Source organism: Tsukamurella sp. M9C (assembly GCF_020169415.1).
GTDB lineage: Bacteria > Actinomycetota > Actinomycetes > Mycobacteriales > Mycobacteriaceae > Tsukamurella.
Map to the genome: position 1 here is coordinate 31,638 of NZ_JAIULG010000019.1, position 23,602 is coordinate 55,239.

A 23,602-nucleotide genomic window follows, 5' to 3' on the forward strand; every position below is an offset into this window, starting at 1 on the left:
ATGTCCCGACGAGCCCTGACCCCGCTCGAGATCCCCTACGTGCTGACGGGGACCACCTCCAGCGGCAGCTTCACCGTCCGCGGCCCGATCGACGCTGGCCGCCTGGCCCGCGCCTACGCCGCGCTCCGCCGGGAGTACCCCGTCCTCGCGGGCCGGATCGAGCCCCACGCCTTCGGTTTCGACCTCGTCGCGCCCGACGCCGCGCCCGACGAGGAGTCCGCGCCGATCCAGGTCGAGCTGCGCGCGTTCGCGCCCGGCGACGTGCGGCTCGGCGTCGACGCCGAGCGGGCGATCGCGGCGGTGCAGCTCGTCTCCGACGGCGACCTGCACCGCGTCACGCTCGGGGTGAGCCACGCCGTCGCCGACGGCGCGCACGCCCTGTACCTGAATCTGCGCCTGTGGGAGCTGTACTCGGGCGCCGAGCCCGCGGACCCCGCCGGGCTCCCCGCCGCCCCGACCGAGCTGGCGGACCGCCTCGCGGCGGGCGAGCCACCCGCGCCGTCCGTCGTCGACGTCCTCCCCACCGCGACGGTGCCCTCGCCGGCCGATGTCGATGCCGGCGACTTCGTCTTCGAGCGGATCCGCCTCGACGCGGCCTCCACCGACGCCCTGCGCCGTCGCGCCAAGGAGGCCGGCCTGAGCCTGCACGGCCTGCTGGCGGGCATCATCGTCGCCGCGGAGCGCGCCGAGCTCGACCGGCCCGACGACGAGGCGGTGCCCCTCGCCGTCTTCAGCCCCGTCGACCTCCGGGCCCGCGCCGAGCCCGCCGTCCCGGCCGCAGCGGTCACGAACTTCGCCGGCTCGTCGACGGTGCCGGTGGCGGTGCGCGGCGACACCTCGCCCGAGGAGATCGGCCGGGCCGTCCTGGAGGGGCTGCGCGCCGACCTCGCCGACGGCACCGTCGCCGCCGCCCTCACCGGCGCCGCCCCGGTGACCGTGACCGGCGGGGTTCCCGTGCGGCTGAGCAACATCGGGGCGATCCCGGCACCGGCGACCCCGGAGGGCGTGACCGCGCTCGACTTCCACACCAGCTCCGAGGTCGACATCGAGCGGGTCCGCGCGCTGGTGCGGGGCGCCCCGCCCGAGGCGCTGGCGCCGCTCGTCGGCCTGCACCACCACGCCCTCACCTTCGACGGACGGCTGTCGATCGAGCTGCGGCACGCGCCCGGCACGCTCGCGCCCGACGCCGCCCGCCGCATCCGGGACCGGATCGAGTCCGGTCTCGTCGGCGCCGGGGCCGCCGCATGACGGCCGACCTGCTGGCGTTCGTCGACCAGGGCGCGGCCTCGGGCACCCGCGCGACCGGGCGCAACTCGCTCATCCAGGTGACCTGGATCTACGACGACGGCGTCGACCTCGCCGGGCTCGAGCGGTTCCGCACCGCGCTCACCGGCGGGCTGCTGGGCCGCCGGATCGCCCACTCGCCGCTGCCCTTCGGCCGGGACCGCTGGGTCGCGACCACCGCCGCGCCGCGGATCGCCGTGGAGGCGGCACCGCGCCCGCGGGAGGCGATCGACGGCTGGCTCGACGAGCGCGCCGCCGCCCCGATCGACCCGTGGTCGGGGCCGGGCTGGCACCTGGGCGTGCTGCCACTGACCGACGGCGGATCCGCCGTGACCCTGGTGGTCTCGCACGTCCTCGCCGACGGGGTGGGCACCGCGACCGCCGTCGCGGAGGCCGCATCGGGCGCCGTCCGCGACCTGCCCTACCCCCGCGAGGCGACCACCCCGCTGCGGGCCGTCCGCCGTGACGCCGCCCTGGTCGCGCGCGAGCTCCCCGCCGCGGTGCGCGCGGCCGCGACGGCGGCCCGGCTCGCCCGCGGCCGCCTGGAGCACGACGGTCCTGCGCCGGCGCACCCCGTCGGGCCCGACCGCTGGGCCGTCGCGCACCTCGACCGCGCGGCGCTCGCGGCGCGGGCCGAGGAATCCGGGGGCACCGAATCGACCCTGCTGTTCCGGTCCGCCGCGCGGATCGCCGCCGAACTCGGCTGGATCCGGCCCGACGGGCAGGCCGTGCTCGGCCTGTCCGTGAACCGGCGCGAGGACGGCGACCTGCGTGGCAACGCGATCGTCGACGCCGAGCTCCTCGTCGATCCGGCCACGGGCCCCGACGGCATCGTGGCCCTGCGGGCCGACGTCAAGGGCGTGCTCGGCGCGCTGCCCGACGCCGGCCGCTACGACGCCTTCGGCCCGCTGCTGACCCTGCTGCCCCGTCGCACGCTGGCCTCGCTCATCGACGCCCCCGCCGATCCGGCGCACCCGGTGACGACGTGCGCCGGCGTCGGCGCCCTGCCCGCGCCCGTCCGCGCGCCCGACGGCACCCCCTCCGACCGCGCGTGGTTCCGCCTCGCCTGGTCCGCGCTCCCCGGCCGGATCGCGCCGCCGCGCCCGCCGTACCTCTACGTGGGATGGACGGGCACCGAGGCGGAGACCTCGTTGTTCGTCGCGAGCAATCTCGCGGCCGCCGCGGACCTGCAGGGCGTCGTCGAGCGGTCGCTGCCCGAGTACGCGGACCACTGAGTGCGGGAACACGCCGCCGCCCGGGGTCGCCGCGGGGCGCCCGGGCGGCCTGGGGGCTAGGCTTGCGGACGTGGCTATCGAGACCGATCCGAGCGCGGAACTGCAGGACTACGCACACCCCGAGCGCCTCGTCACCGCGGACTGGCTGAGCGGACACCTGGGGGTCCCCGGCCTCAAGGTGATCGAGTCCGACGAGGACGTGCTCCTCTACGACATCGGGCACATCCCGACCGCGCAGAAGGTGGACTGGCACCTGCACCTGAACGACCCGGTGACGCGCGACTACATCACCGGCGAGCAGTTCGCGGAACTCATGCGCGCCAAGGGCATCAGCCGCGACGACACCGTCGTGATCTACGGCGACAAGTCGAACTGGTGGGCCGCGTACGCGCTGTGGGTGTTCACCCTCTTCGGCCACCCGGACGTGCGCCTGCTCGACGGCGGCCGCGACAAGTGGATCAGCGACGCCCGCGACGTCTCGCTCGAGCAGCCGGAGTACCCGCGCAGCGACTACCCCGTCGTCGAGCGCGACGACACGGTGATCCGCGCGTTCGCCGACCAGGTCCGCGCCGACATCGGCACGCGCGCCCTCGTCGACGTGCGCTCGCCGCAGGAGTACACGGGCGAGCGCACCCACATGCCCGACTACCCGGAGGAGGGCGCCCTGCGCGGCGGCCACATCCCCACCGCGGTGTCGATCCCGTGGGCCAAGGCCGCCCGGCAGGACGGCCGGTTCCTCCCCCACGCCGATCTCCTCGAGGTCTACGGCGGCCTCGATCCGCAGGCACCGGTCACGGCCTACTGCCGGATCGGCGAGCGCTCGAGCCACACCTGGTTCGTGCTCACCCACCTCCTCGGCTTCACGGACGTCAAGAACTACGACGGCTCGTGGACCGAGTGGGGCAACACCGTGCGGGCCCCCATCGTGCGCGGCGAGGAGCCCGGCGCCGCGCCCGGCGCATGAGCGCCCTGCCCGCGCCCCTGGCGGAGATCGTCGACGACTTCGCCGGGGTCGGCGAACAGGACCGGCTCGAACTGCTGCTGGAGTTCTCGCGCGAGCTGCCTGAGCTCCCCGAGCACCTGACCGCCGCGGCGATGGAGCCGGTGCCGGAGTGCCAGTCGCCGCTGTTCCTCGACGTCGACGCCTCGGACCCCGAGGCGGTGCGGCTGTACTTCAGCGCGCCGCCGGAGGCCCCGACCACCCGCGGCTTCGCGTCGATCCTGGCGCAGGGCCTCGACGGGCAGCCGGCCGCGGCGATCGTCGCCGTGCCCGACGACTTCCACCACGCCCTCGGCCTCGACTCCGTGGTGAGCCCCTTGCGCCTGCGCGGGATGTCGGCGATGCTGGCCCGCATCAAGCGCCGGCTCGCCGGGTAGCACTGTCACGAAGCGAGCCCCGCCATGCAATTCACCGAACTGGACGCGTACCCGCTGCGCCCGGGTGAACTGCGCAACTGGATCCCCACCACGGGTCCCGCCGCGCGCTGGCGCGACGACCCGCGCGCCACGTCGCACGTGCACGAGGCGCACCTGCGGGGCGCGCAGGCGGTGCTGCGGCGCCGCCACATCGACGGCGGGCGCGAATCCTGGCTCGGCCTCGGCATCGAGTTCGACGAGCCGCTGTCGATCCCCGGGATGCGCACCGCGCTGCGCGCGTGGATCGACCGGCACGAGGTGCTGCGCACCCACGTCTTCCTCGAGGACGACCGGCCGCGCCGTCGGAGCGCGCAGACCGCCACCGTCGACCTGCGGATCAAGACGATCGGCACCTACCGGTCCACCGGCCCCCTGGCCGAGCAGCTGCTCGGCGAGTTCGACCGGTCGACGGCCCCGCTGACCTGGCCCGCCTACATGTTCTCGACGGTGGCGCGCGAGGACTCGTTCACCCTGTTCTTCGCGGCCGACCACTCCCTGCTCGACGGCTACTCCCTCATCCTCAGCCCGTACGAGCTGCGCGAGTTCTACCGGGAAGCCGTGCACGGCGACCCGCCGCGGCTGCTGCCCACCGGCAGCTACGTCAACTACTCCGACACCGACCGGCAGTCCGCTGACCGCGCGGGAGCGGGCCACCCGGCCGCGCGGATGTGGGACGAGTACCTCAGCGAGACCGGCTTCAAGCCCGATCCCTTCCCCATGCCGCTGCTCCCCCTCAGCGCGAAGACACTGGCCGACGAGACGCGTGCCGCCCTGAGCCGCGACCCGGACGGCGTGCCCCGGCTGCCGCAGGGGTCGCTGAACTTCCATCTGCTCGACGACGACCGGTCCAACAACTTCACCCGCGTGTGCTCCGAGTCGGGCGCATCGCTGGTGACGGGCGTACTCGCGTGCATGGCGAAGATCAACACCGACCTCGGCTTCGGCCCCGTCTTCCGGTGCGCCGTCACCCGGCACACCCGCGACGCCGAACAGTGGATCGCGGCGCTCGGCTGGTTCGTCGGCATCGCGCCCTTCCGGCTCGACACCACCGGAGCCCGCACCTTCGGCGAGCTGGCGCAGCGGGCGCAGGCGGCGTGGAAGCCGTCCAAGATCGGGAGCACCCTGCCCTACCTGCGGATCGGCGAGGTGCTCGCCGAGGAGCCGGGCCGGTCGCAGGCGCCGCCGCCGCGCTTCGTCGTCTCGTTCATGGACACGCGCTCCGCCCCCGGCTCGGACGTCAACGACGCGGGCGGGGCCGGGGCGCTCCGCTCGCACGACTACTCGATCGACGACGTCTACCTCTGGATGCTGCGCACACCGTCCGGTCTGCACGTGGCGGCGCGCTTCCCCGGCTTCGAAACGGCACGCCGGAGTGTCACTCTGTACCTCGGCGCGCTACGTTCGTTGTTGACCGAAATAGGCGATGCGACGGTTACTCGCGGGTAACCGAACCCGCGAGGGGACTGTCGGCTGCGCCACAAGTGAGTAGGCATACACTCGTCAGGAGTTGCGCCCGGACGGGACATGGAGAGGGCGGCGCGCCGCTGTGCGCCGCAACGGAACGAGGAGACTTGAGTGGCAGCCCACGCTGACAAGAAGATCGAGAAGGTACTCATCGCCAACCGCGGTGAGATCGCCGTCCGCGTCATCCGCGCCGCCCGGGACGCCGGCCTGACCAGCGTCGCCGTGTACGCCGAGCCCGACGCCGACGCCAAGTTCGTGCGCCTCGCCGACGAGGCCTTCGCCCTCGGCGGCCAGACCTCGGCCGAGTCCTACCTCGTCTTCGACAAGATCCTCGACGCCGCCGCCAAGTCCGGCGCCGACGCGATCCACCCCGGCTACGGCTTCCTGTCCGAGAACGCCGAGTTCGCGCAGGCCGTCATCGATGCGGGCCTGACCTGGATCGGCCCGTCCCCGGCCTCGATCCGCGACCTGGGCGACAAGGTCACCGCGCGGCACATCGCCGAGCGCGCCGAGGCCCCGATGGCGCCCGGCACCAAGGACCCGGTCAAGGACGCCGACGAGGTCGTCGCCTTCGCCAAGGAGTACGGCGTGCCCGTCGCCATCAAGGCGGCGTTCGGCGGCGGCGGCCGCGGCATGAAGGTCGCGTACACCATCGAGGAGATCCCCGAGCTGTTCGAGTCGGCGACCCGCGAGGCCGTCGCCGCCTTCGGCCGCGGCGAGTGCTTCGTCGAGCGCTACCTGGACAAGGCCCGCCACGTCGAGGCCCAGGTCATCGCCGACCAGCACGGCAACGTCGTGGTCGCCGGCACCCGCGACTGCTCGCTGCAGCGCCGCTTCCAGAAGCTGGTCGAGGAGGCGCCCGCGCCGTTCCTCACCGAGGAGCAGCGCACCGCCATCCACGAGTCGGCGAAGCGCATCTGCCGCGAGGCGGGCTACTACGGCGCCGGCACCGTCGAGTTCCTCGTCGCCGCCGACGGCCTGGTCAGCTTCCTCGAGGTCAACACCCGCCTGCAGGTCGAGCACCCGGTCACCGAGGAGACCGCGGGCATCGACCTCGTGCGCCAGCAGTTCCGCATCGCCGAGGGCAAGGAGCTGACGATCACGGAGGATCCCACTCCTCGCGGTCACAGCTTCGAGTTCCGCATCAACGGCGAGGACGCCGGCCGCGGCTTCCTGCCCGCCCCCGGCCCGATCAGCGTGTACCGCGAGCCCACCGGCCCCGGCGTGCGCGTCGACTCCGGCGTGGACCAGGGCGACGTCATCGGCGGCCAGTTCGACTCGATGCTCGCCAAGCTCATCGTGACCGGCGCGACCCGCCAGGAGGCGCTGGAGCGCTCGCGGCGCGCGCTCGCCGAGTTCGAGGTCGAGGGCCTCGCGACGGTCATCCCGTTCCACCGCCACATCGTCTCCAACCCGGCGTTCGTGGGCGACGAGAACGGCTTCGAGGTCTACACCAAGTGGATCGAGACCGATTGGGAGAACCCGATCGAGCCGTACACCGGTGGCCAGGCCATCGAGGAGGACGACTCGCTGCCCCGCCAGAACGTGGTCGTGGTCGTCGACGGCCGCCGCGTCGAGGTCTCACTGCCCGGCGAGCTCTCGCTCGGCGGTGGCGGCGCGGCCGGCGGTGCCGGCGTCATCCGCCGCAAGCCGAAGGCGCGCACCCGCGACCGCGGCGCCGGTGTGGCCGCCACGGGTGATTCCGTGACCGCGCCCATGCAGGGCACCGTCGTCAAGGTGGCCGTCGAGGACGGCCAGCAGGTCAGCGCCGGCGACCTCGTCGTGGTGCTCGAGGCCATGAAGATGGAGAACCCGGTCGCCGCGCACAAGGACGGCATCGTCACCGGCCTGTCCGTCGAGCCCGGCACCGCCGTCACCCAGGGCACCGTGCTGCTCGAGATCAAGTCCGACGAGGCCTGATTCTTGGATCCGATCGGCCTGAACGTCGGGGCGTGGTACCTCACGGAACTGCGCCCCGACGCCTGGCTGGCCGATGAGGCCTACGCCTGGGCCGTCCGCGTGAACACCACCGGCGACTCGATCGGCGAGGTCACCCTCCTTCCCTCGGGGAAGGTCACCGTCGACGGCCCCGACAGCGAGGGCCTGCGCACCGCCCGCGCCGCCGTGCAGCGATTCGGCGCGAGTCTCTAGGCCGCCTGGTCCGGCGCGGTGGACCGGTGGTGGTGTCCGCTCGGGGTCCGCGTTTCGACGGTGTGCCGCCCGCTCGCGGCCAGTACCACGTGGCTGGTCCAGTCGGCTGCTTCCTTGGCGTAGTTGCACGCCGCGCACAGCCCCTGCCCGTTCTGAAACTCGGTGGGACCACCGGACGCGTGCGGAACCACGTGGTCGGTGTGCGCGATCGGAGCGTCGCAGTACGGGGTCCTGCAGTACCGGTCCCGTGCCCGGATCATCTCCGCGAGCCCGTCGGGGAAGCAGCGTTGCCGGGAGTCCATGCCGACGACCGCGCCGGATTCGGGCGCGAGGTAGAGGCGTTTGACCCACGCGACGCCGGCGGCGGTGGCCCGGCCGACGAGGTTGCGGGCGATCTCCGCCGGCACCGTCCCACCACCGTCCAGATGCGCGGTCCCGGGGCGGCCACCGAGGAGCACCGCCGCGGGCATCGTCAGGTTCACCATAACGGGCTGCCCGTCCGCAGCCTCGCGGCCGGTGATCCGCGCGAACGCGGTGTCGGCCATGATCTGACCCCGCGTCCGCAGGTCCGCACCGATCCCGATCAACGTGGCGGCGTGCTTGCGCAACGCCGCGTACACCCCGACGCCCTGCGCCACCGGCAACAGCAGTGACACCCTGGCCATCCCCTCGGGCAGCGGCCGGATCGTCACCGTCCGGTCCTTCTCCGCGGACGCATTCCGATCCACCGTCGCCTGCGCGTCCAGCCGATACGCGACCTGCTCGACCCTCGCGGCGAGTTGCTTGAGCCCCATCCCCGCGAGCGTCGCCGGATCGGCACACAACTGCGCATCCGCGACATGGCGGTCCGATGCGTCCAGGTGCGCGAGGCCACCGACGATCACCGGGACCGCCTCCGGGGAGACGTCACCGTCCCGCAGGCGGGCGCGGGTGTGAGGCAGGCTCTTCTCCAGCTCCACCGCCCGATTTACAAACCTCGCGGCTGTGTTCGGCGACAAATGCATGGCCAACCCGACCTCCGCCGCCACACCCTGCTGCCAGCGATCCTGCGGCAACCCCGCCGCGACCCGCTCGCACACCCGCTCCCGCAGCAACTCCGCCGCCAACCGGTACTGCTCGAACACCGTCCGACACCGCCGCCGCTCCATCGAACGCAACCGCTCCGCAACACCACCGCCAGGCGGCTGATCATCATCTACACCAACGTCTTCGTCCATGCCCTGACGCTACGCCGACCCACCGACAAGTTTTCGCCATCGCAACACTGTATCGAACGATGCCTGTTCACACGGGCCACGAGAACACGCTGACGCCTCTCCTCCTCACGGACCAGTACCGATACCGAGTCGCGCGTCCAGAGCGAAATCCCACGCCAGGGCACCCTCGCGAGCGATGATCGAGACATGGCGAGAAAGCCGGAGCCCCCGAAGGCCCCACCCAGCATCAGCGAATCGGTCAACGACCTGGTCGACTCCGTGCGGTCCGCCGCCGGCAAGGCGATGGACAACACCGGCCGCACGGTGACCAGCGTCAGCAAGCTCAGCACCATCCCGCCCGACACCATCGAGCTCATCGCCGAGCTGCCGAAGGTGATGCTCGCGATGGCCGACATGATCGAGCGCGCCAACAACGTCATCGACCGGGTGGAGCGGCTCACCGCCGTCGCCGACCCGGCCCTCAACACCCTCGACGCCGTGCTCCCGCCGCTGGTCGACGTGACCAACAAACTCAGCGACGTACAGCGCGGCGTCGAGCGAGGGGTCGGCAAGCTCCCCGGCGTCAATCAGCTCAAGAAGGTCACCGGCCTCGGCGGCGACTGACCGCTACTCCGGCTCCGCGCGCCCCACGTGGTGGGCGCGCTCGCCCTGCGGGCCGTAGATGCCCAGGTACTCGACGGGCTCGCCGTCGGCGCTGCCGAACCAGTGCGGCAGCCGGGTGTCGAATTCGATCACCTCGCCGGGCTTGATCACCATGTCCTTCTCCCCCAGCAGCAGCCGCAGGTTCCCGTCGAGCACGTACAGCCAGTGGTAGCCGGGATGCGAGACCTGCGTGCGCGTCTGCGCCCCGGGCCGGGGCCGGATGACCTCCTTGAAGGTGCGCAGCCCGCCGGCGCGGCGGGTGAGCGGCACGATGACGTGGTCGCCGTGCCGCACCGGCTTGAGCCGCACGCGCGGATCGCCGGTCTCGGGAGCGTCGACGAGCTCGTCGAGCGGCAGGCCGTACGTGCGCGCGAGCGGCAGCAACAGCTCCAGGGTGGGCTTGCGGGTGCCGCCCTCCAACCGCGAGAGCGTGCTCACCGAGATCCCCGTCGCCTCCGCGACCGCGGTCAGGGTGATGTCGCGCTCCTGCCGGATCGCGCGCAACCGCGGCCCGACCTGCTCGAGAACCGGATCGTCTGCCATGGGACCGATTGTGCCCGCCATCAGCCGAACGGGTTCAGGGTCCGGACGTCGAGGCCCTCGAAGTCCTGGACGTTCCTGGTGACCAGCGTGAGGTCGTGGGCGAGCGCCGTGGCGGCGATGAGGGCGTCGACGATCGGCAGCGTCCGGCCCGTCGCCGATATCGCTCCCCATCGTGTAGCCGCGGGGATGTCCAGATCGATGATCTGATCGCGGTAGGCGTCCTCGATAGCCGCGATCCACGTCGCGACGGCCTCGGCCTGCCGGGGGTCCCTCCGAGCCAACATGCGCTCGCCACGGCGCAGCTCACCGATGGTGAGCACACTGAGATATCCGGCGTTCCCCACGCCGGCGAGCCATTCGACCACCGCCTGGTTGGGGCGGCGCTTCATGGACTCCGACACCACGTTCGTGTCCAAGAGGTACGCCGCGGTCAATCGAAGAGCCCCTCCGTGCGATCCGGGTCGACGGTGCGCTCGGGAATCTCGAAGTCATCGACGGCGGGCGCCGACAGCAGGAATTCGGAGAAGCTCGGCTTCCGATCCCGTCCGTGATTCGCGCGGAAGTCCTCGATGTCCACGACCACCGCGATGGGATCGCCGTGCCGGGTGATCACCTGCGGCTCCCCCTCGCCGACGGCGCGCAGCAGCTCACTGAGGCGCTGCTTGGCCTCCTGCACCTGCCATTCCCGCATGCGTCCAGGGTACCGAGATCTGTCCAGACAGTCTAGACCCACGACGCACCTAGCGGACCGCGGTCCGCTCCGCTACGGTGGACACCACGCCCGAGCGGGCGAGAAACCCCGTCGAAAGGACCCCTATGAAGATCGGCATCATCCTCGGCTCCATCCGCGACGGCCGCAAGGCCGAGCAGGTCGGCCAGTGGGTCGCCGCGGCCGCCGCCGCACGCGAGGGCGTCGAGGTCACCGTGCTGGACCTCAAGGAGTTCGACGTCCCGCTGCTCACCTCCGCCACCGTGCCGGGCGCCGCGAACCGTCAGTACGACAGCGCGGCGGTCACCGCCTGGGGCGAGGCGATCGACGCCCAGGACGGCTTCGTCTTCGTCACCCCCGAGTACAACCACTCCATCCCCGGCGCCTTCAAGAACGCCTTCGACTCGATCGGACCCGAGTGGGCCGGCAAGACCGTCGGCTTCGTCGCCTACGGCGCCGACGGCGGCGTCCGCGCCGTGGAGCACTGGCGCCAGATCACCGCCAACTTCTCCATGGTCGACGCCCGCGCCCAGGTCAGCCTGGGCCTGTTCACCGATTTCGACGGTGCCGGCGCCTTCGCCCCGATCGACCGCCGCCCTGCCGAGCTGGCCGCGCTGCTCGACGAGCTGACCGCCGCCACCGAGCGCCACCTGGCCTCCGCTCGCTGAGCTCCCGCGCGCCGGGCCCCTTCCCGCAGGGCCCGGCGCGCGACCGCGGGATCGATTACGCTTGCAATCGTCACACGACGAGCGGGGAGCCCCATGCGCTACGACCTCATCATCCGCGACGGCCTCTGGTTCGACGGGACGGGCGCCGAGCCCCGGCGCGCGCACCTCGGCATCGTCGGCGGCCGCGTCGCCACCGTCTCGGCGGAGCCGCTCGACAAGGCCGGGTGCCCCGAGGTGATCGACGCGAACGGGAAGTGGGTCCTGCCCGGCTTCGTCGACATCCACACCCACTACGACGCCGAGATCCTCCTCAACCCCGGACTCGGCGAATCCGTCCGGCACGGCGTGACGACCGCGATCCTGGGCTGCTGCTCGATGTCCACCGTCTACGCCCGCCCCGAGGACGCCGCCGACCTGTTCAGCCGCGTCGAGGCGGTGCCCCGCAAGCACGTCATCGCCGCGCTGGAGGACTTCCAGGACTGGACCGAACCCGAGGGCTACGTCAAGCGCCTCGACTCGCTGCCGCTCGGCCCCAACGTCGCGTCGTTCCTGGGCCATTCCGACTTGCGCACCGCCGTGATGGGCCTGCGCCGCGCCACCGACACCTGGTCGTTCCCGTCCCGGGCGGAACTGCGCCGCATGGCGGAGATGCTCGACCGCGCTCTCGACGCCGGCATGGTCGGCATGTCCGGGATGGACGCCCCCATCGACAAGCTCGACGGTGACCGCTTCCGCTCCCGAGCACTGCCCTCCACCTACGCCTGGTGGCACGAGCGGTGGCACCTCATCAACGTCCTGCGCAAGCGCGGCCGGATCCTGCAGAGCGCGCCCAACATCAACAACCCGCTCACGGTGGTGATGTTCTTTCTCGCATCCAGCAGCCGGCTGTTCGCGCGCGGCCGCAAGGTTCCGGTGAGCCTGCTGGTCGCGGCTGATTCGAAGTCCGCCCGCGGCGCGCACCGCCTCTTCAGCACCGCCGCCGCGCTCGGCAACCGGGTCTTCGGCTCCCGGGTCGCCTTCCAGCACCTGCCGCTGCCCTTCACCCTCTACTCCGACGGCATCGACCTGCCGGTCTTCGAGGAGTTCGGCGCAGGGACCGCCGCGCTGCACATCCGGGACCAGCTCGAGCGCAACGAGCTCATGGCCGACACCGAGTACCGCCGACGGTTCCGGCGCGAGTTCGCCCTCAAGAAGCACAAGCCCGGACTGTGGCACAAGGACTTCCACGACGCGGTCATCGTCGACTGTCCGGACGCGTCTCTGATCGGCCGGAGTTTCGGCGCGATCGCCGACGAGCGCGGCATCGCGCCGCTCGACGCCTTCCTGGACGTCCTCGTCGAGAACGGGGAGAAGAACGTCCGCTGGACCACCACCGTCGGCAACGACCGCCCCGCGGTGCTCGACGAGATGGCCAAGGATCCGAACCTGCACCTGGGCTTCTCTGATGCGGGAGCGCACCTGCGCAACATGGCCTTCTACAACTTCCCGCTGCGCTTCCTCAAGCGGATGCGCGACGCCGACGAGGCGGGCCGCACGGTGCTGCCGCTGGGCCGGGCCGTCCACCGCCTCACCGGCGAGCTGGGCGCCTGGTTCGGGCTCGACGCCGGCTTCCTGCGCGAGGGCGACCGCGCCGATTTCGTGATCGTCGATCCGGAGCGGCTGGACGAGACCGTCGACGCGTACAACGAGGCCGAAGCGCCGTTCTTCGACGACCTCTCACGCATGGTCAACCGCAACGACGCGACCGTCGTCGCCACGGGCATCGGCGGCCGCATCGTCTTTCGGCTCGGCGAGTTCGTCCCCGGCTACGGCCGCGATCAGCAGACCGGGCACTATCTCCGCGCCGGCACGCATTAGAGCGCCTCAGCGCCCGCCGGTCGGGCCGGTGCCGCACCTGCCCGACCGGACGGGGCAGGGGTGGCGGCCGGACGGTTTCGCCCCGAGGCCCTCCCCCGCACGACTCTCCGCGCCCACAGTGTCCCTGTGAGATGGATCACGCCATCTCGCCCGGACCGCAGACGCAGGAGAGACGACATGGCCATCGAGCTGAACCAGATCTGGGACTTCCCGATCAAGGAGTTCCATCCCTTCCCCCGCGCGCTGATGGGGGTCGGCGCGCACGACATCATCGGCGTGGAGGCGAAGAACCTCGGCTTCAAGCGCGCCCTGCTGGTGACCACCGGCCTGCGCGGCTCGGGCATCATCGAGGAGCTCATCGGCAAGATCGAGTACCAGGGCGTCGAGGTGGTCCTGTTCGACAAGGTGGAGTCGAACCCCAAGGACTACAACGTCATGGAAGCCGCGGCCATGTACGAGAAGGAGAAGTGCGACAGCATCATCTCCGTGGGCGGCGGCTCCAGCCACGACGCCGCCAAGGGCGCGCGTGTGGTGATCGCGCACGACGGCCGCAACATCAACGAGTTCGAGGGCTTCGCCAAGTCCACCAACAAGAAGAACCCGCCCCACATCGCCGTCTCCACCACCGCCGGCACCGGCTCGGAGACCTCGTGGGCGTACGTCATCACCGACACCTCCGACATGGACAAGCCGCACAAGTGGGTGGCCTTCGACGAGGCCTCCATCGTGACGCTCGCGATCGACGATCCGCTGCTGTACTACTCGTGCCCGCAGCACTTCACGGCGTACTGCGGCTTCGACGTCCTCGCGCACGGCAGTGAGCCCTACGTCTCCCGGCTCGACTTCGCGCCGTCGCTGGGCAACGCCCTGTACTCCATCGAGCTGGTCGCGAAGAACCTGCGCGAGGCCACCTTCGAGCCGCGCAACCTCAAGGCCCGCGAGGGAATGATGAACGCCCAGTACATCTCGGCGCAGGCCTTCAACTCGGGCGGCCTCGGCATCGTGCACTCGATCTCGCACGCGGTCTCCGCCTTCTTCGACAGCCACCACGGCCTCAACAACGCGATCGCGCTGCCCCGCGTGTGGGAGTACAACCTGCCCTCGCGCTACGAGCGTTACGCCGAGATCGCGGTCGCGATGGGGGTCGACACCCGCAACATGACCACGGTGCAGGCGGCGGACGCGGCTGTGGAGGCGGCGATCCGGCTGGCGAAGGACGTGGGCATCCCGGACAACTTCGGGCAGATCCGCACGGACTCGTACGAGAAGAACCAGATGAATTCGGGCAAGTACGCGGGCCGAGGCGAGGTGATCAAGGGCGACGAGAAGTCGGTGCTCGCCATCTCCGAGCACATCCAGGGCGACTGGTGCACGCCGGGCAACCCGCGCGAGGTCACGGTCTCGTCGATGATCCCCGTCGTCGACCACTGCATCAACGGCACGTACTGACACCACGAGGACTCGGGAGGAGAGCAGAGATGACCACGGTGGCCTTGATCGAGACGCCCACGGCGGAGGCGGGATTCGCCGACGGGCCCGCGCTGCGGGAGGCGCTGCGCGGCGCGGACTACATAGCGGACCCCGACCTGGCCACCGTGGTCCACCTGTCGACGGTGCTCGGCCGGCCCCTGCTGCTGGAGGGGCCGGCGGGCGTCGGCAAGACCGAGCTCGCCAAGGCGCTGGCGCAGGTCGCCGGCCGTCGGCTCATCCGGTTGCAGTGCCACGAGGGGCTGGACGACAGCCGGGCGCTCTACGAGTGGGACTACGCACGGCAGCTGCTCCACGTGCAGATGCTCCGCGACCGGATCGGTACCGAACTGGCAGGCTTCGACACCCTGGAGCAGGCGTCGGCGCACCTGGCCGCCAAGGACTTCGGCCTCTACTCGGAGACCTTCCTCGCGGCGCGCCCGCTGCTCGCCGCGATCCTCTCGGAGGAGCCGGTGGTGCTACTGGTCGACGAGGTGGACCGCACCGAGGAGTCGATGGAGGCCCTGCTGCTCGAGGTCCTGGCGGAGAACCAGGTGACGGTGCCCGAGATCGGCACCTTCGCCGCCCGCACCCGGCCGTGGGTCGTGTTGACCTCCAACGACACCCGCGAGCTCAGCGCCGCCCTCAAACGCCGCTGCCTGCACTACCACCTCGGCTACCCCGCCGCGGATCGCGAGCGCGACATCGTCGCCGCGCGCGCCCCCGAGGTCGAGCCGGCGGCGGTCGCGGAGGTGGTCGAGCTCGCGGGCCGGCTGCGGGACCTGCCACTGCGCAAGAGCCCGTCGATCTCGGAGGTGATCGACGCGGCCCGCATCGCGGCCGTGCTGGCCGGCAGCGGAACCGCGCCGGCCGACCGGCCGGAGCTGCTCTACGCCGCGCTCCTCAAGTACTCGACCGACGTGGACCTGGTGCGGACGCGGGACGCGGGCGCACCGTCGGGCCCGGTGGAGGCGACGGGCCGGCCGGACCGGACGACGGTGGCGTCGAACCCCGCCAACACCACGACGGCCGTCTTCCGCGGGCACGGGGGCCGGGGCCGTGGCGGCAACTGAGACCGCGGGCCTGCTCGACGTCGTCGCGGCGGCCTTCGGCGCCCGGCTGCGCGCGCACGGCGTCGGCGCCTCCCCCGCCGAGGTGATCGAGGTGCGGCGCGTGCTGGCGCTCTACGGGGCCCGCGACCGGGCTCGACTCGGCGCGGGCCTGCGGGCGACCTGCGTCAAGTACGCGCACGAGGACGCCGGCTTCGACGCCGCGTTCGCCGAGCTCTTCGCCGCCGCGCGGCACGGCGTCGACGCCCCGGACGCGGCACCGGCCCACGCGGCGCTCACCGGCGGCCTGCCCGAGGACCTCGTTCTCGACCCCGACGCGGAGGTCGGCCGCTACGCCGACTACAACGAGCGGGCCGCGGAGGTCGGCGACCTCGTCGTCGACGCCCCCAAGGCGGACGAGGGCTTCAACCCGCACAAGGACGACGACGACTTCTCGGTGACTGCGGCGGCGGACGCGGAGCTCGCGGTCTCCGCCGAGGACGGCGGCCGCCGCGGCGTCAGCTACACCCTCGACGTGGCGCGGGCCGGGACCGCCGAGGTCGGGGCGCTGTCCGACGGTGCCGCGATGGCCGCGTCCGGCACGCTGCGCTGGGACGATCCGGCGGCGATCCTGGCCTGGCTGGACCGCTACGACCCGAGCCGCGTCTACGCCGACGCCGGACCGGAACAGGAGCTCACGCAGGCCACCGCGGACCGCCTGGCTGCGGCGCTGAGCGCCTTCGTCGAGGCGCTGGCCGCGGCCGGCCAGACCCCGCCCGGGCCGCCGGGCGAGGTCGAATCGCGCCCGCACGCCGAGCTGGAACTGGCGGTGCACGAGGTGCTGCGCCGCATGCGCGGCGCGCCCCGCGAGCGGGTGCGCTACCACGGTCACGGCCGGCTCGACCTGCGTGCGACCGCCCGGACCGCGCAGCGCACCGACGGCGTCCCGTTCCGTCTCGCCACCCGAGTCCCCCGCCCCGACCGGCTGCGGCTGCTGATCCTCGCGGACGTGTCGCTCTCGGTGCGGCCGGTCACCGCGTTCGTCCTGCGCCTCGCGCAGTCGCTCCGGCGGCGCACCGCGCGGTGCGAGGTCTACGGCTTCGTCGACCGGCCGGTGGACGTGACCGAAGCCCTCCTGCCCGGCGCGGGCGACGACGCCCTCGCCCGCGTGCTCGCCGACCCGGGGATCGACCTCGAGGCCTCCAGCGACTACGCCCGGGTCTTCGCCGAACTGCTCACGGCGCCCGCCGGTCTCACCCGGCGCACGTCGGTGCTCATCGTGGGCGACGGGCGCTCCGGCGGCCTGCCCGACGGTGCCGAACACCTCGCGGAGCTTCGGCGGCGGGTGCACCGGCTGGCCTGGATCACGCCCGAGCCGGAGCGGTACTGGGCGCAGGCCACGTGCGCGATGCCCGTCTACCGCGAGCACTGCGACGCGGTGGTCACCGCCCGCGACGCGGACCAGCTGATCGCGCGGGCGGCGGAGCTCGGGAACGCGCTGCGCTGACGGGTACCTGCCCGATCGGGCAGGTACCCGCCCCTGCGAACGGCCCGCCGCCGGCACCCCGGGCTGACGTAACATGGGTCACATCGATCCATTGAGGAGCAGCCCGTGAACCACCTCGATGATCGCCCCGCCGCCGGCCCGGATCAGCGCGCCGCGATGATGCCGCTGGTGTCCCGGGAGGTGCCGCGCACCGTCAAGTTCCACGCCCCGGAGATCGTCTTCGGCGTCGACTCCCTCGGCGAGGCCGCCCACGCGGCGGTCCGCCTCGGCGCGGTGCGCCCACTGCTCGTCACCGACCCGGGGCTGATCGAGGCGGGCTGGGTCGCCGAGCTCCTCGGGCACCTGCGCGACGCCGGGCTGCGGCCCGAGGTCTTCAGCGCGGTGACGCCGAATCCGAAGGACCACGAGGTCGCAGCCGCCTTCGAGCGGTACGCCGAGGCGGGTTGCGACGTGGTGCTCGGCATCGGCGGCGGGTCCGTCATGGACGCGGCGAAGGGCGTGGCGATCCTCGCCACCAACGGAGGCCGGATCCTCGACTACGTGGGCGTGGACCGGGTGACCCGCCCCATCCCGCCGACGGTCATGGTTCCCACGACCGCGGGCACGGGCGCCGACGTGTCCCAGTTCTGCATCGTCACCGACACCGAGCGGGCCACCAAGGCCACCATCCTGGGCAGGGCACTGGTCCCGGACGTCACCGTCATCGACCCGCGACTGTTGACCACGATGCCGGAGTGGCTGGGCGCGGCGAGCGGCCTCGACGCGCTCACGCACGGCGTGGAGGCGTACGTCTCGCTCGCGCACAACCCGCTCACCGACCACCACGCGCTGCGGGCCGTCGGCCTGGTCTCCGAATCCCTGACCGCGAGCATGGCGAACCCGCGCAGCATCTCGGCCCGGCTGGTGATGGCCCAGGCCAGCCTCGAGGCGGGGATGGCCTTCACCAACGCGATCCTCGGTGCCGCGCACGCGATGAGCCACCAGGTGGGCGGGCTCCTGGACAAGCCGCACGGCGTCATCAACGGCATCCTGCTGCCGCACGTGGTGCGGTTCAACGCCGCCGCCGATCCGACGCCGTACGTGGCGATCGCCGCCGGGATGGGGCTCGACGAGCAGCAGGCGCCGGCCGCGGAGGCGGCTGCCGCCGTCGCCGACCGGGTCGAGGAGCTGGCGCGGGAGGTCGGCGTCCCGCGGGGCCTGTCGGAGCTCGGCGTGCCCGAGGAAGTTCTCCCGCGCCTGGCCGCGCAGAGTCTCGAGGACTCGTGCATGACGACGAACCCGCGGGCGGCGACGGTCGGCGAGATCACCGAGCTCTTCCGGGCGGCGATGTGACCGCCGAATCCGACCTCGCCGCGCTCACCGGCCTGCGGTCGGGCAAGAGCAGTTACTACCCGCAGTACCGCGGGGCGGTAGAGCGCGCCGAGCGCGTGCTGCACGCGCTGGACCTCATCGCGGGCGCGCTGGTGCGCACCGTCGAGGGCCCGGAGACGCTCGTGTGCTCGGTCGCGGAGGTGGCGCGCGAGCACCTGCGCGCCGACTGGGTGGTCTTCGCGCTCACCGATGGCCGGCTGACGGCCGCGGGCATGCGACGCCTCGTGCTGGGCCCGGACGGGATCCCGTATCTCGTGGACCGGGTCACCGGCCCGCCGCTGCCCTACGAGGTCGTCGACTGCCTCGAACGGATCCGGGACCCCGCGACCGTGTCGGACCGGACGTCCCTCGAGGGGCGGCACGCGTTCGTGCCGCTCGTGCTCGACGGTGCGGTGGTCGGCGCGATCGCCGCGTGGGTGCCCGAGGGACGCGAGCTGGACGGCACCGACGCCGCGGTGCTGAGCATCCTGGCCAGCCAGACGGCGGTCGCGCTGCACAACGCGGCACTCTACGAGGGCATCGCAACGCTGCTCACCCGCTCCGAGCAGGCCCACGCGCAGGCCCGGCGGACGGCCGCCGACCTCGCGGTGCGCAACGCGGAGCTCATCAGCACGCAGCGCGAGCTCGGCGTGGCGCAGCGACAGCGCGTGCTCGACGACGAGCGGCACCGCATCGCGCGCGAGCTGCACGACAGCGTCACGCAGGCCGTGCTGTCCGCGGGCATGCAGATCGAGGTGTGCCGCAGCGACATCCCCGCGGCGGAGCGCGCCGAGCGGCTCGACCTGGCGAAGGAGATGACGCGGCGAGGCGTGGAACAACTGCGCGCGGCGATCTACACGCTGGGCAACAGTCACGACCACGAGGACGCGGCCTTGCCGGAGATGCTGCGGCGGCTCGGCGTCGTACACGAGCCCGACGAGCTGACCGTCTCGGTCCGGGTGCGCGGCGAGACCCGCGAGCTGCCCGCTGCCGTCGATCACGCACTGCTGCGGATCGCGGGCGAGGCGCTGTTCAACGTCGCCGTCCACGCCGAGGCCACCCGCGCGGTGGTCTCCCTGCGGTACGGGCCGGACGTCGTCGAGCTCGCCGTCGACGACGACGGTGCGGGCGATCCCGCGGCACTGCGCTCCGCGCTCGCCACCAGCCGGGAGCGCGACCTCGACGGTCACGGGCGCGGCCTTGCGAACATGGCCGCGCGGGCCGCGGAATGCGGTGGGCGGCTCGCGATCCGGCGTTCGCGGATCGGCGGCGTCCGCGTGCACGTGGCACTACCGGTGGAGGAGGAATCGTGACGGAGACGCAGGAACGGACGGAGCGGTCGCGGCTGGTGCTGGTCGACGACCACGCCATCCTGCGGCAGGGGCTGCGGTCCGTGCTGGAGCGGGAGCCCGACCTGGAGGTCGTGGGCGAGGCGGTGTCCCGGGCCGAGGCGCGCGCGGTGGCCGAACACGTGCGGCCCGACGTGATGGTCATCGATCTGAAGCTGTCGGGCGGTTCGGAACTCGAGGGCCTGAGCCTGTGCCGCGACCTCACGGCGGCGCACCCGGAGATCGGGCTGCTCGTGCTCACCACGTTCCTCGACGAGCGGCTCGTGGTGGAGGCCGTCCAGGCCGGTGCGCGCGGCTACGTGGTCAAGGACGTCGACACCACGGAGCTCGTGAGCGCCATCCGGTCGGTCTCGCGCGGGCAGAGCGCCTTCGACTCGCGCACCGCCGTCGCCGTGGTGCGGACGCTCGCGGGCGGCGCGCCCGACGACACCCTGACCGTCCGCGAACTGGAGGTGCTGCGCCTGTTGGCGAAGGGCCACTCCAACAGCCGGATCGGCGAGCAACTGTTCATCTCGCCCACCACGGTCAAGTTCCACGTCAGCAACCTGCTGCGCAAGCTGGGCGTGAGCCGCCGCACCGAGGCGGCCTACGAGGCCAGCAAGCGCGGGATCATCTAGCGAGCGTCACCGGTCGAGAACGAGCCACCCGCCGTGGTGCTCGGAGACCGAGAAGCCGAGGCCGGTCGCGGCGCCGAGGTCGCGCAGCGCCGCGGCCGTGAAGGTGCGCACATGCCCGTACCGGGCGTCGGGCTCGTCCTCGTAGGGCACCGCGACGATCACCCGGCGGCGGGCCAGCCGCACCGCCTCGGCGAGGATCGCGCGCCCGGCCGCGGGCGGCACGTGCTCGAGCAGGTGCAGGGCGGTGACGGTGTCGGCGTACCCGTCGGACAGGCCGGTCGCGGCGGCGTCCGCGGCGACGGTGCGCAGCGGCGCCCCGAGGTCGGGAGCGACCCGCGCGAGCAGGTCCATGGCGCCGGGGCACAGGTCCGAGGCGGTGACGCGCCACCCGCGGCGGGCCGCGCGCAGCGCGAAGAAGCCGAAGCAGGAACCGAGGTCGAGCAGCGAATCCCCCTCCAACAGTTCCTCTGCACGGGCGTGGACGGGGGCGAAAGGGGTGCAGCCGGATTCGAGGTCCGCGAGGGAGTTGCGGTAGTAGGTGAGCCAGGCCGCGTCCGCGGCGTCGACGGTGCTGCGCACCGCGCCCACGACGAGCCGCTCGAACTCGTCGACGGTGCGCGGCGCCGCGACGGCGGCGAGGCGCGCCGCGAGGGAGTCCCGCAGGTGCTCGGGCCGCAGCCGGTGCCGCAGGTGCACCCGCCCGCCCGCGCGTTCGACGGTGACGAGCGCCCCGTCGAGCTCGGCCGACCGGGACACGGTCACCGTTCCGTCGGACCAGGTTCCGGGCCGTTGCGGGGCGAGGACATCGATCATCCTCCGAGCGTAGGAACGCCCGCGGCGCACCGCGCCGGGCCGACGGCGGGGCGGAGGCCTACCCGGTCGGAGGGGACGCGCCGGCCGTCACGGCCAGGTGATCACGCCGCGCTGGAAGGTCTGGGAGAAGGTGCTGCCGGTGCGGATCTCGGGGCCGGTCGGGTAGCCGTACTTGCCGGACTCGCGCTTGTCGGCGCTCCACTTCACCAGGATCTCGCCCCACACGGGCCACGCGCCGGACGCGGGCGACCAGTAGATCACGCCGCCCTGGAAGGCGTTCATCGCGCCGGTGACGGCGTTGAACGGGCCGCGGGACTGCAGCTCGTCGGTGGTCGGGTAGCCCAGCGGGCCGTTCTCCCAGCGGTTCTCGCCCCACTTGGCGCGGATCGCGCCGCCGATCTGGTGGGCGTTGCCCCCGTCGGCGCCGGGGTGCCAGTAGAACGAGGCCTGGTTCTTGAAGGTCTGGAACTTGCCGCCGCGGCCGGCGTTCGTCTCGGCGATGAGCGGCACTCCCCACGTCGACGGCCCGCCCGTCGCGAAGTAGGAGACCTCGATCTGGCCCTTGACGAGGAAGCGGCCGACCTGCTGGTCGGCCCTGGCTACCGCAGCCACGGTGCCGCTGATGCCGACGGCGACGGCCGCCGCAGCGACGGCACCCCGGACCCAGGCGCGACGGTGGCTGTTCGACGAGACGTGCGTGGTCATTCCTGCTCCTTAGGTCCGTACCTCCTGAACATCATGAATCACATGAGTCACACAAACAACAACAATCACTGGTGTGTCGCCGGGCGTGTGCCCGGCGACACACCGGACGTCAGTACTGCCAGGAGCCCAACGCGTCCAGGTTCCGCGTGGCGGGCGGCCCGAACACCTTGACGTCGGCCTCGGAGCCGAACGGCCGCCAGTCCTGTCCCGGAACGCCGGTGGCGATGAACTCCATCCAGCGCCCGTGGATGTCGTCGGCCAGGGCCTGCGGCGCGGCGTCGCCCGCGTACATCGCGAAGCCGGGGTCGGCCACGTTGTCGAAGGCGAAACCGAGGTCGAGGGTGTGCATCGCCGACTTCGTGTGCACGCTCGACGGCCACGTGAAGTAGTAGGCGTAGCAGTTCTCGCCCTGTCCCCGCTGCGCCGCGTAGCTGGGTCCGCCGAAGGCACCGTCGGACAGCAGCTCCAGCACGATCTCGCCCGGTGTGAGCGTGTCGCCGTACACCTTCCGGTACGCGCCCACGATCGGCGCCGTGTCGCCGAACGGGCGCAGCAGCACGTCGAGCGCCTTGAGCGGATTGTCGCCGGGCACGAACTCGCCGAACACTCGCCAGAAGTCGGACTCCTTGTGGTTGTTGCCGATGATCATCCGGACGGGCACGGGTCCCTTCGCCAGGCGACTCACCGGGTTCTCGGGCAGCAGCTCGCCGTCGATCACGGGCGGGAACAGCGTGAGCACGTTGTGCGGGCTCAGCTTGCGCAGCACCTTCGCGACGGCGGCGGCGGACTCCCGAGGGTCCTTCTCACGCAGCGCCTTCGCGGTCAGGTGCAGGCCCAACGCGGCCTTGAGCGGGTCCGCGAGCTTCGCCGCCGTCGGCACGTCGGCCGCCACGCCGATGCCGGATTCGCAGATGACCTGATGGAACAGCTTTCCGGCGAACTCCGTGGTCGCGAGGGACGACACCGACATCGAGCCCGCGGACTCGCCGCCGATCGTCACGCGCCCGGGGTCGCCGCCGAACGCGGCGATGTTCGCCTGCACCCAGCGCAGCGCCTGCAGCTGGTCGTGCAGGCCACGATTGTCGGGGGCGTCCGGCAGGTGCGTGAAGCCCTCGAGGCCCACCCGGTAGTTCGCCGAGACGTACACCGCGCCGTCGCGCGCGAAGGCGGTCCCGTCGAAGAGCGATTGCGCGGTGTTGCCCATGGCGAACGAGCCGCCGTAGATCCACACGTAGACCGGGAGCGCGTCGCCCGGCTGCGCATCGGCCGGCGCCCAGACGTTGAGCGTGAGCCAGTCGTCGCCCTCGATCACCGGGTAGGTGTAGGGCTGCGGCAGTTCCATCGACGGCGGCGGCGTCGGCCCGAACGCGGTGGCCTCGAAGACACCGTCGAACGGATCCGCCGGCTCGGGCAGCGCGAAGCGGCGCTCCCCCACGGGGGGCTTGGCGTACGGGATCCCGAGGTACCGCGCGACACCTCCCACCAATGCGCCGCTGATCTCGCCGGCCGGGCACACGACCCTGGGTCCACTCATTCCGCACCACCTTCACCGGGGCCGG

At 72.4% G+C, this 23,602-nt stretch carries 23 protein-coding genes; 16 read left to right on the top strand and 7 right to left on the bottom strand.

Features of this window, described 5'->3' with window-relative positions:
• From LB823_RS11375 to LB823_RS11405, 7 genes are all read left to right on the top strand, one after another.
• Window positions 1–1,248 (top strand): acyltransferase, encoded by a 1,248-nt coding sequence (locus LB823_RS11375; protein WP_224647242.1) that lies wholly within the window; start codon window positions 1–3, stop codon window positions 1,246–1,248.
• A complete protein-coding gene (locus tag LB823_RS11380) occupies window positions 1,245–2,519 on the top strand; it encodes a hypothetical protein (RefSeq protein WP_224647243.1) in 1,275 nt (424 codons plus the stop codon). The genes LB823_RS11375 and LB823_RS11380 overlap by 4 nt, the downstream gene beginning before the upstream one ends.
• Window positions 2,520–2,589: 70 nt before the next feature.
• Complete coding sequence (locus tag LB823_RS11385) at window positions 2,590–3,483, top strand: sulfurtransferase (protein ID WP_224647245.1); 894 nt, start codon at window positions 2,590–2,592, stop codon at window positions 3,481–3,483.
• The gene (locus LB823_RS11390; protein WP_224647247.1) at window positions 3,480–3,896 is read left to right on the top strand and encodes a SufE family protein; all 417 of its coding nucleotides are present in this window, start codon (window positions 3,480–3,482) and stop codon (window positions 3,894–3,896) included. The genes LB823_RS11385 and LB823_RS11390 overlap by 4 nt, the downstream gene beginning before the upstream one ends.
• A 24-nt stretch (window positions 3,897–3,920) precedes the next feature.
• Window positions 3,921–5,381 carry a condensation domain-containing protein gene (locus tag LB823_RS11395; protein ID WP_224647249.1) on the top strand — a complete coding sequence of 487 codons (1,461 nt, stop codon included), beginning with the start codon at window positions 3,921–3,923 and terminating at the stop codon, window positions 5,379–5,381.
• A gap of 129 nt (window positions 5,382–5,510) precedes the next feature.
• Window positions 5,511–7,319 (top strand): acetyl/propionyl/methylcrotonyl-CoA carboxylase subunit alpha, encoded by a 1,809-nt coding sequence (locus tag LB823_RS11400; RefSeq protein WP_224647250.1) that lies wholly within the window; start codon window positions 5,511–5,513, stop codon window positions 7,317–7,319.
• Window positions 7,320–7,322: 3 nt separating this feature from the next.
• The gene (locus LB823_RS11405) at window positions 7,323–7,550 is read left to right on the top strand and encodes a hypothetical protein (protein ID WP_224647251.1); all 228 of its coding nucleotides are present in this window, start codon (window positions 7,323–7,325) and stop codon (window positions 7,548–7,550) included.
• Here the strand turns inward: LB823_RS11405 and LB823_RS11410 are convergent.
• Window positions 7,547–8,767 carry an HNH endonuclease signature motif containing protein gene (locus tag LB823_RS11410; protein WP_224647253.1) on the bottom strand — a complete coding sequence of 407 codons (1,221 nt, stop codon included), beginning with the start codon at window positions 8,765–8,767 and terminating at the stop codon, window positions 7,547–7,549. The two genes, LB823_RS11405 and LB823_RS11410, sit on opposite strands and share 4 nt — an antisense overlap.
• A gap of 186 nt (window positions 8,768–8,953) precedes the next feature.
• Between LB823_RS11410 and LB823_RS11415 the strand changes: the two genes are divergently transcribed.
• Window positions 8,954–9,370 (top strand): hypothetical protein, encoded by a 417-nt coding sequence (locus tag LB823_RS11415; protein WP_224647255.1) that lies wholly within the window; start codon window positions 8,954–8,956, stop codon window positions 9,368–9,370.
• Window positions 9,371–9,373: 3 nt separating this feature from the next.
• Here LB823_RS11415 and LB823_RS11420 read toward each other — a convergent pair whose 3' ends face one another.
• Genes LB823_RS11420 through LB823_RS11430 form a run of 3 tightly spaced genes read right to left on the bottom strand, consistent with a single transcriptional unit; the run spans window position 9,374 to window position 10,643 of the window.
• Window positions 9,374–9,952 carry a helix-turn-helix domain-containing protein gene (locus LB823_RS11420; protein ID WP_224647257.1) on the bottom strand — a complete coding sequence of 193 codons (579 nt, stop codon included), beginning with the start codon at window positions 9,950–9,952 and terminating at the stop codon, window positions 9,374–9,376.
• A 20-nt stretch (window positions 9,953–9,972) separates the two neighbouring features.
• A complete protein-coding gene (locus LB823_RS11425; RefSeq protein ID WP_224647259.1) occupies window positions 9,973–10,386 on the bottom strand; it encodes a type II toxin-antitoxin system VapC family toxin in 414 nt (137 codons plus the stop codon).
• Window positions 10,383–10,643, bottom strand: a complete 261-nt coding sequence (locus LB823_RS11430) for a type II toxin-antitoxin system Phd/YefM family antitoxin (RefSeq protein ID WP_224647261.1) — start codon at window positions 10,641–10,643, stop codon at window positions 10,383–10,385. The genes LB823_RS11425 and LB823_RS11430 overlap by 4 nt, the downstream gene beginning before the upstream one ends.
• Before the next feature lie 125 nt (window positions 10,644–10,768).
• On the opposite strand from LB823_RS11430, the gene LB823_RS11435 reads away from it, so the two are divergent.
• From LB823_RS11435 to LB823_RS11470, 8 genes are all read left to right on the top strand, one after another.
• Window positions 10,769–11,329: an NADPH-dependent FMN reductase gene (locus LB823_RS11435; RefSeq protein WP_224647262.1), complete on the top strand. Its 561-nt coding sequence runs from the start codon at window positions 10,769–10,771 to the stop codon at window positions 11,327–11,329.
• Window positions 11,330–11,422: 93 nt separating this feature from the next.
• Complete coding sequence (locus LB823_RS11440; protein ID WP_224647264.1) at window positions 11,423–13,186, top strand: amidohydrolase family protein; 1,764 nt, start codon at window positions 11,423–11,425, stop codon at window positions 13,184–13,186.
• Window positions 13,187–13,363: 177 nt separating this feature from the next.
• Window positions 13,364–14,635, top strand: coding sequence for an NDMA-dependent methanol dehydrogenase (gene mdo, locus LB823_RS11445; RefSeq protein WP_224647266.1), 1,272 nt, complete (start codon window positions 13,364–13,366; stop codon window positions 14,633–14,635).
• Between the two features lie 29 nt (window positions 14,636–14,664).
• The gene (locus LB823_RS11450; protein ID WP_224647268.1) at window positions 14,665–15,726 is read left to right on the top strand and encodes a MoxR family ATPase; all 1,062 of its coding nucleotides are present in this window, start codon (window positions 14,665–14,667) and stop codon (window positions 15,724–15,726) included.
• Entirely contained in the window at window positions 15,713–17,209 is a 1,497-nt protein-coding gene (locus LB823_RS11455; RefSeq protein WP_224647270.1) for a VWA domain-containing protein, read from the top strand. Before LB823_RS11450 ends, LB823_RS11455 begins: the two co-directional genes overlap by 14 nt.
• 159 nt (window positions 17,210–17,368) lie before the next feature.
• Complete coding sequence (locus tag LB823_RS11460) at window positions 17,369–18,541, top strand: iron-containing alcohol dehydrogenase (protein ID WP_224647295.1); 1,173 nt, start codon at window positions 17,369–17,371, stop codon at window positions 18,539–18,541.
• A complete protein-coding gene (locus LB823_RS11465; RefSeq protein ID WP_308011446.1) occupies window positions 18,538–19,872 on the top strand; it encodes a histidine kinase in 1,335 nt (444 codons plus the stop codon). Before LB823_RS11460 ends, LB823_RS11465 begins: the two co-directional genes overlap by 4 nt.
• On the top strand, window positions 19,869–20,525 hold the full coding sequence (locus LB823_RS11470) for a response regulator transcription factor (protein ID WP_224647271.1): 657 nt from the start codon (window positions 19,869–19,871) through the stop codon (window positions 20,523–20,525). The genes LB823_RS11465 and LB823_RS11470 overlap by 4 nt, the downstream gene beginning before the upstream one ends.
• Window positions 20,526–20,531: 6 nt before the next feature.
• Here the strand turns inward: LB823_RS11470 and mftM are convergent, their stop codons facing one another.
• The 3 genes from mftM to LB823_RS11485 all read right to left on the bottom strand — a co-directional run bounded on the left by mftM (window position 20,532) and on the right by LB823_RS11485 (window position 23,577).
• The gene (gene mftM / locus LB823_RS11475; protein ID WP_224647273.1) at window positions 20,532–21,338 is read right to left on the bottom strand and encodes a mycofactocin oligosaccharide methyltransferase MftM; all 807 of its coding nucleotides are present in this window, start codon (window positions 21,336–21,338) and stop codon (window positions 20,532–20,534) included.
• An 87-nt stretch (window positions 21,339–21,425) separates the two neighbouring features.
• Window positions 21,426–22,043, bottom strand: coding sequence for an LGFP repeat-containing protein (locus LB823_RS11480; RefSeq protein ID WP_224647275.1), 618 nt, complete (start codon window positions 22,041–22,043; stop codon window positions 21,426–21,428).
• A 109-nt stretch (window positions 22,044–22,152) separates the two neighbouring features.
• The gene (locus tag LB823_RS11485; RefSeq protein ID WP_224647277.1) at window positions 22,153–23,577 is read right to left on the bottom strand and encodes a carboxylesterase/lipase family protein; all 1,425 of its coding nucleotides are present in this window, start codon (window positions 23,575–23,577) and stop codon (window positions 22,153–22,155) included.
• Between the last annotated feature and the right edge of the window lie 25 nt (window positions 23,578–23,602).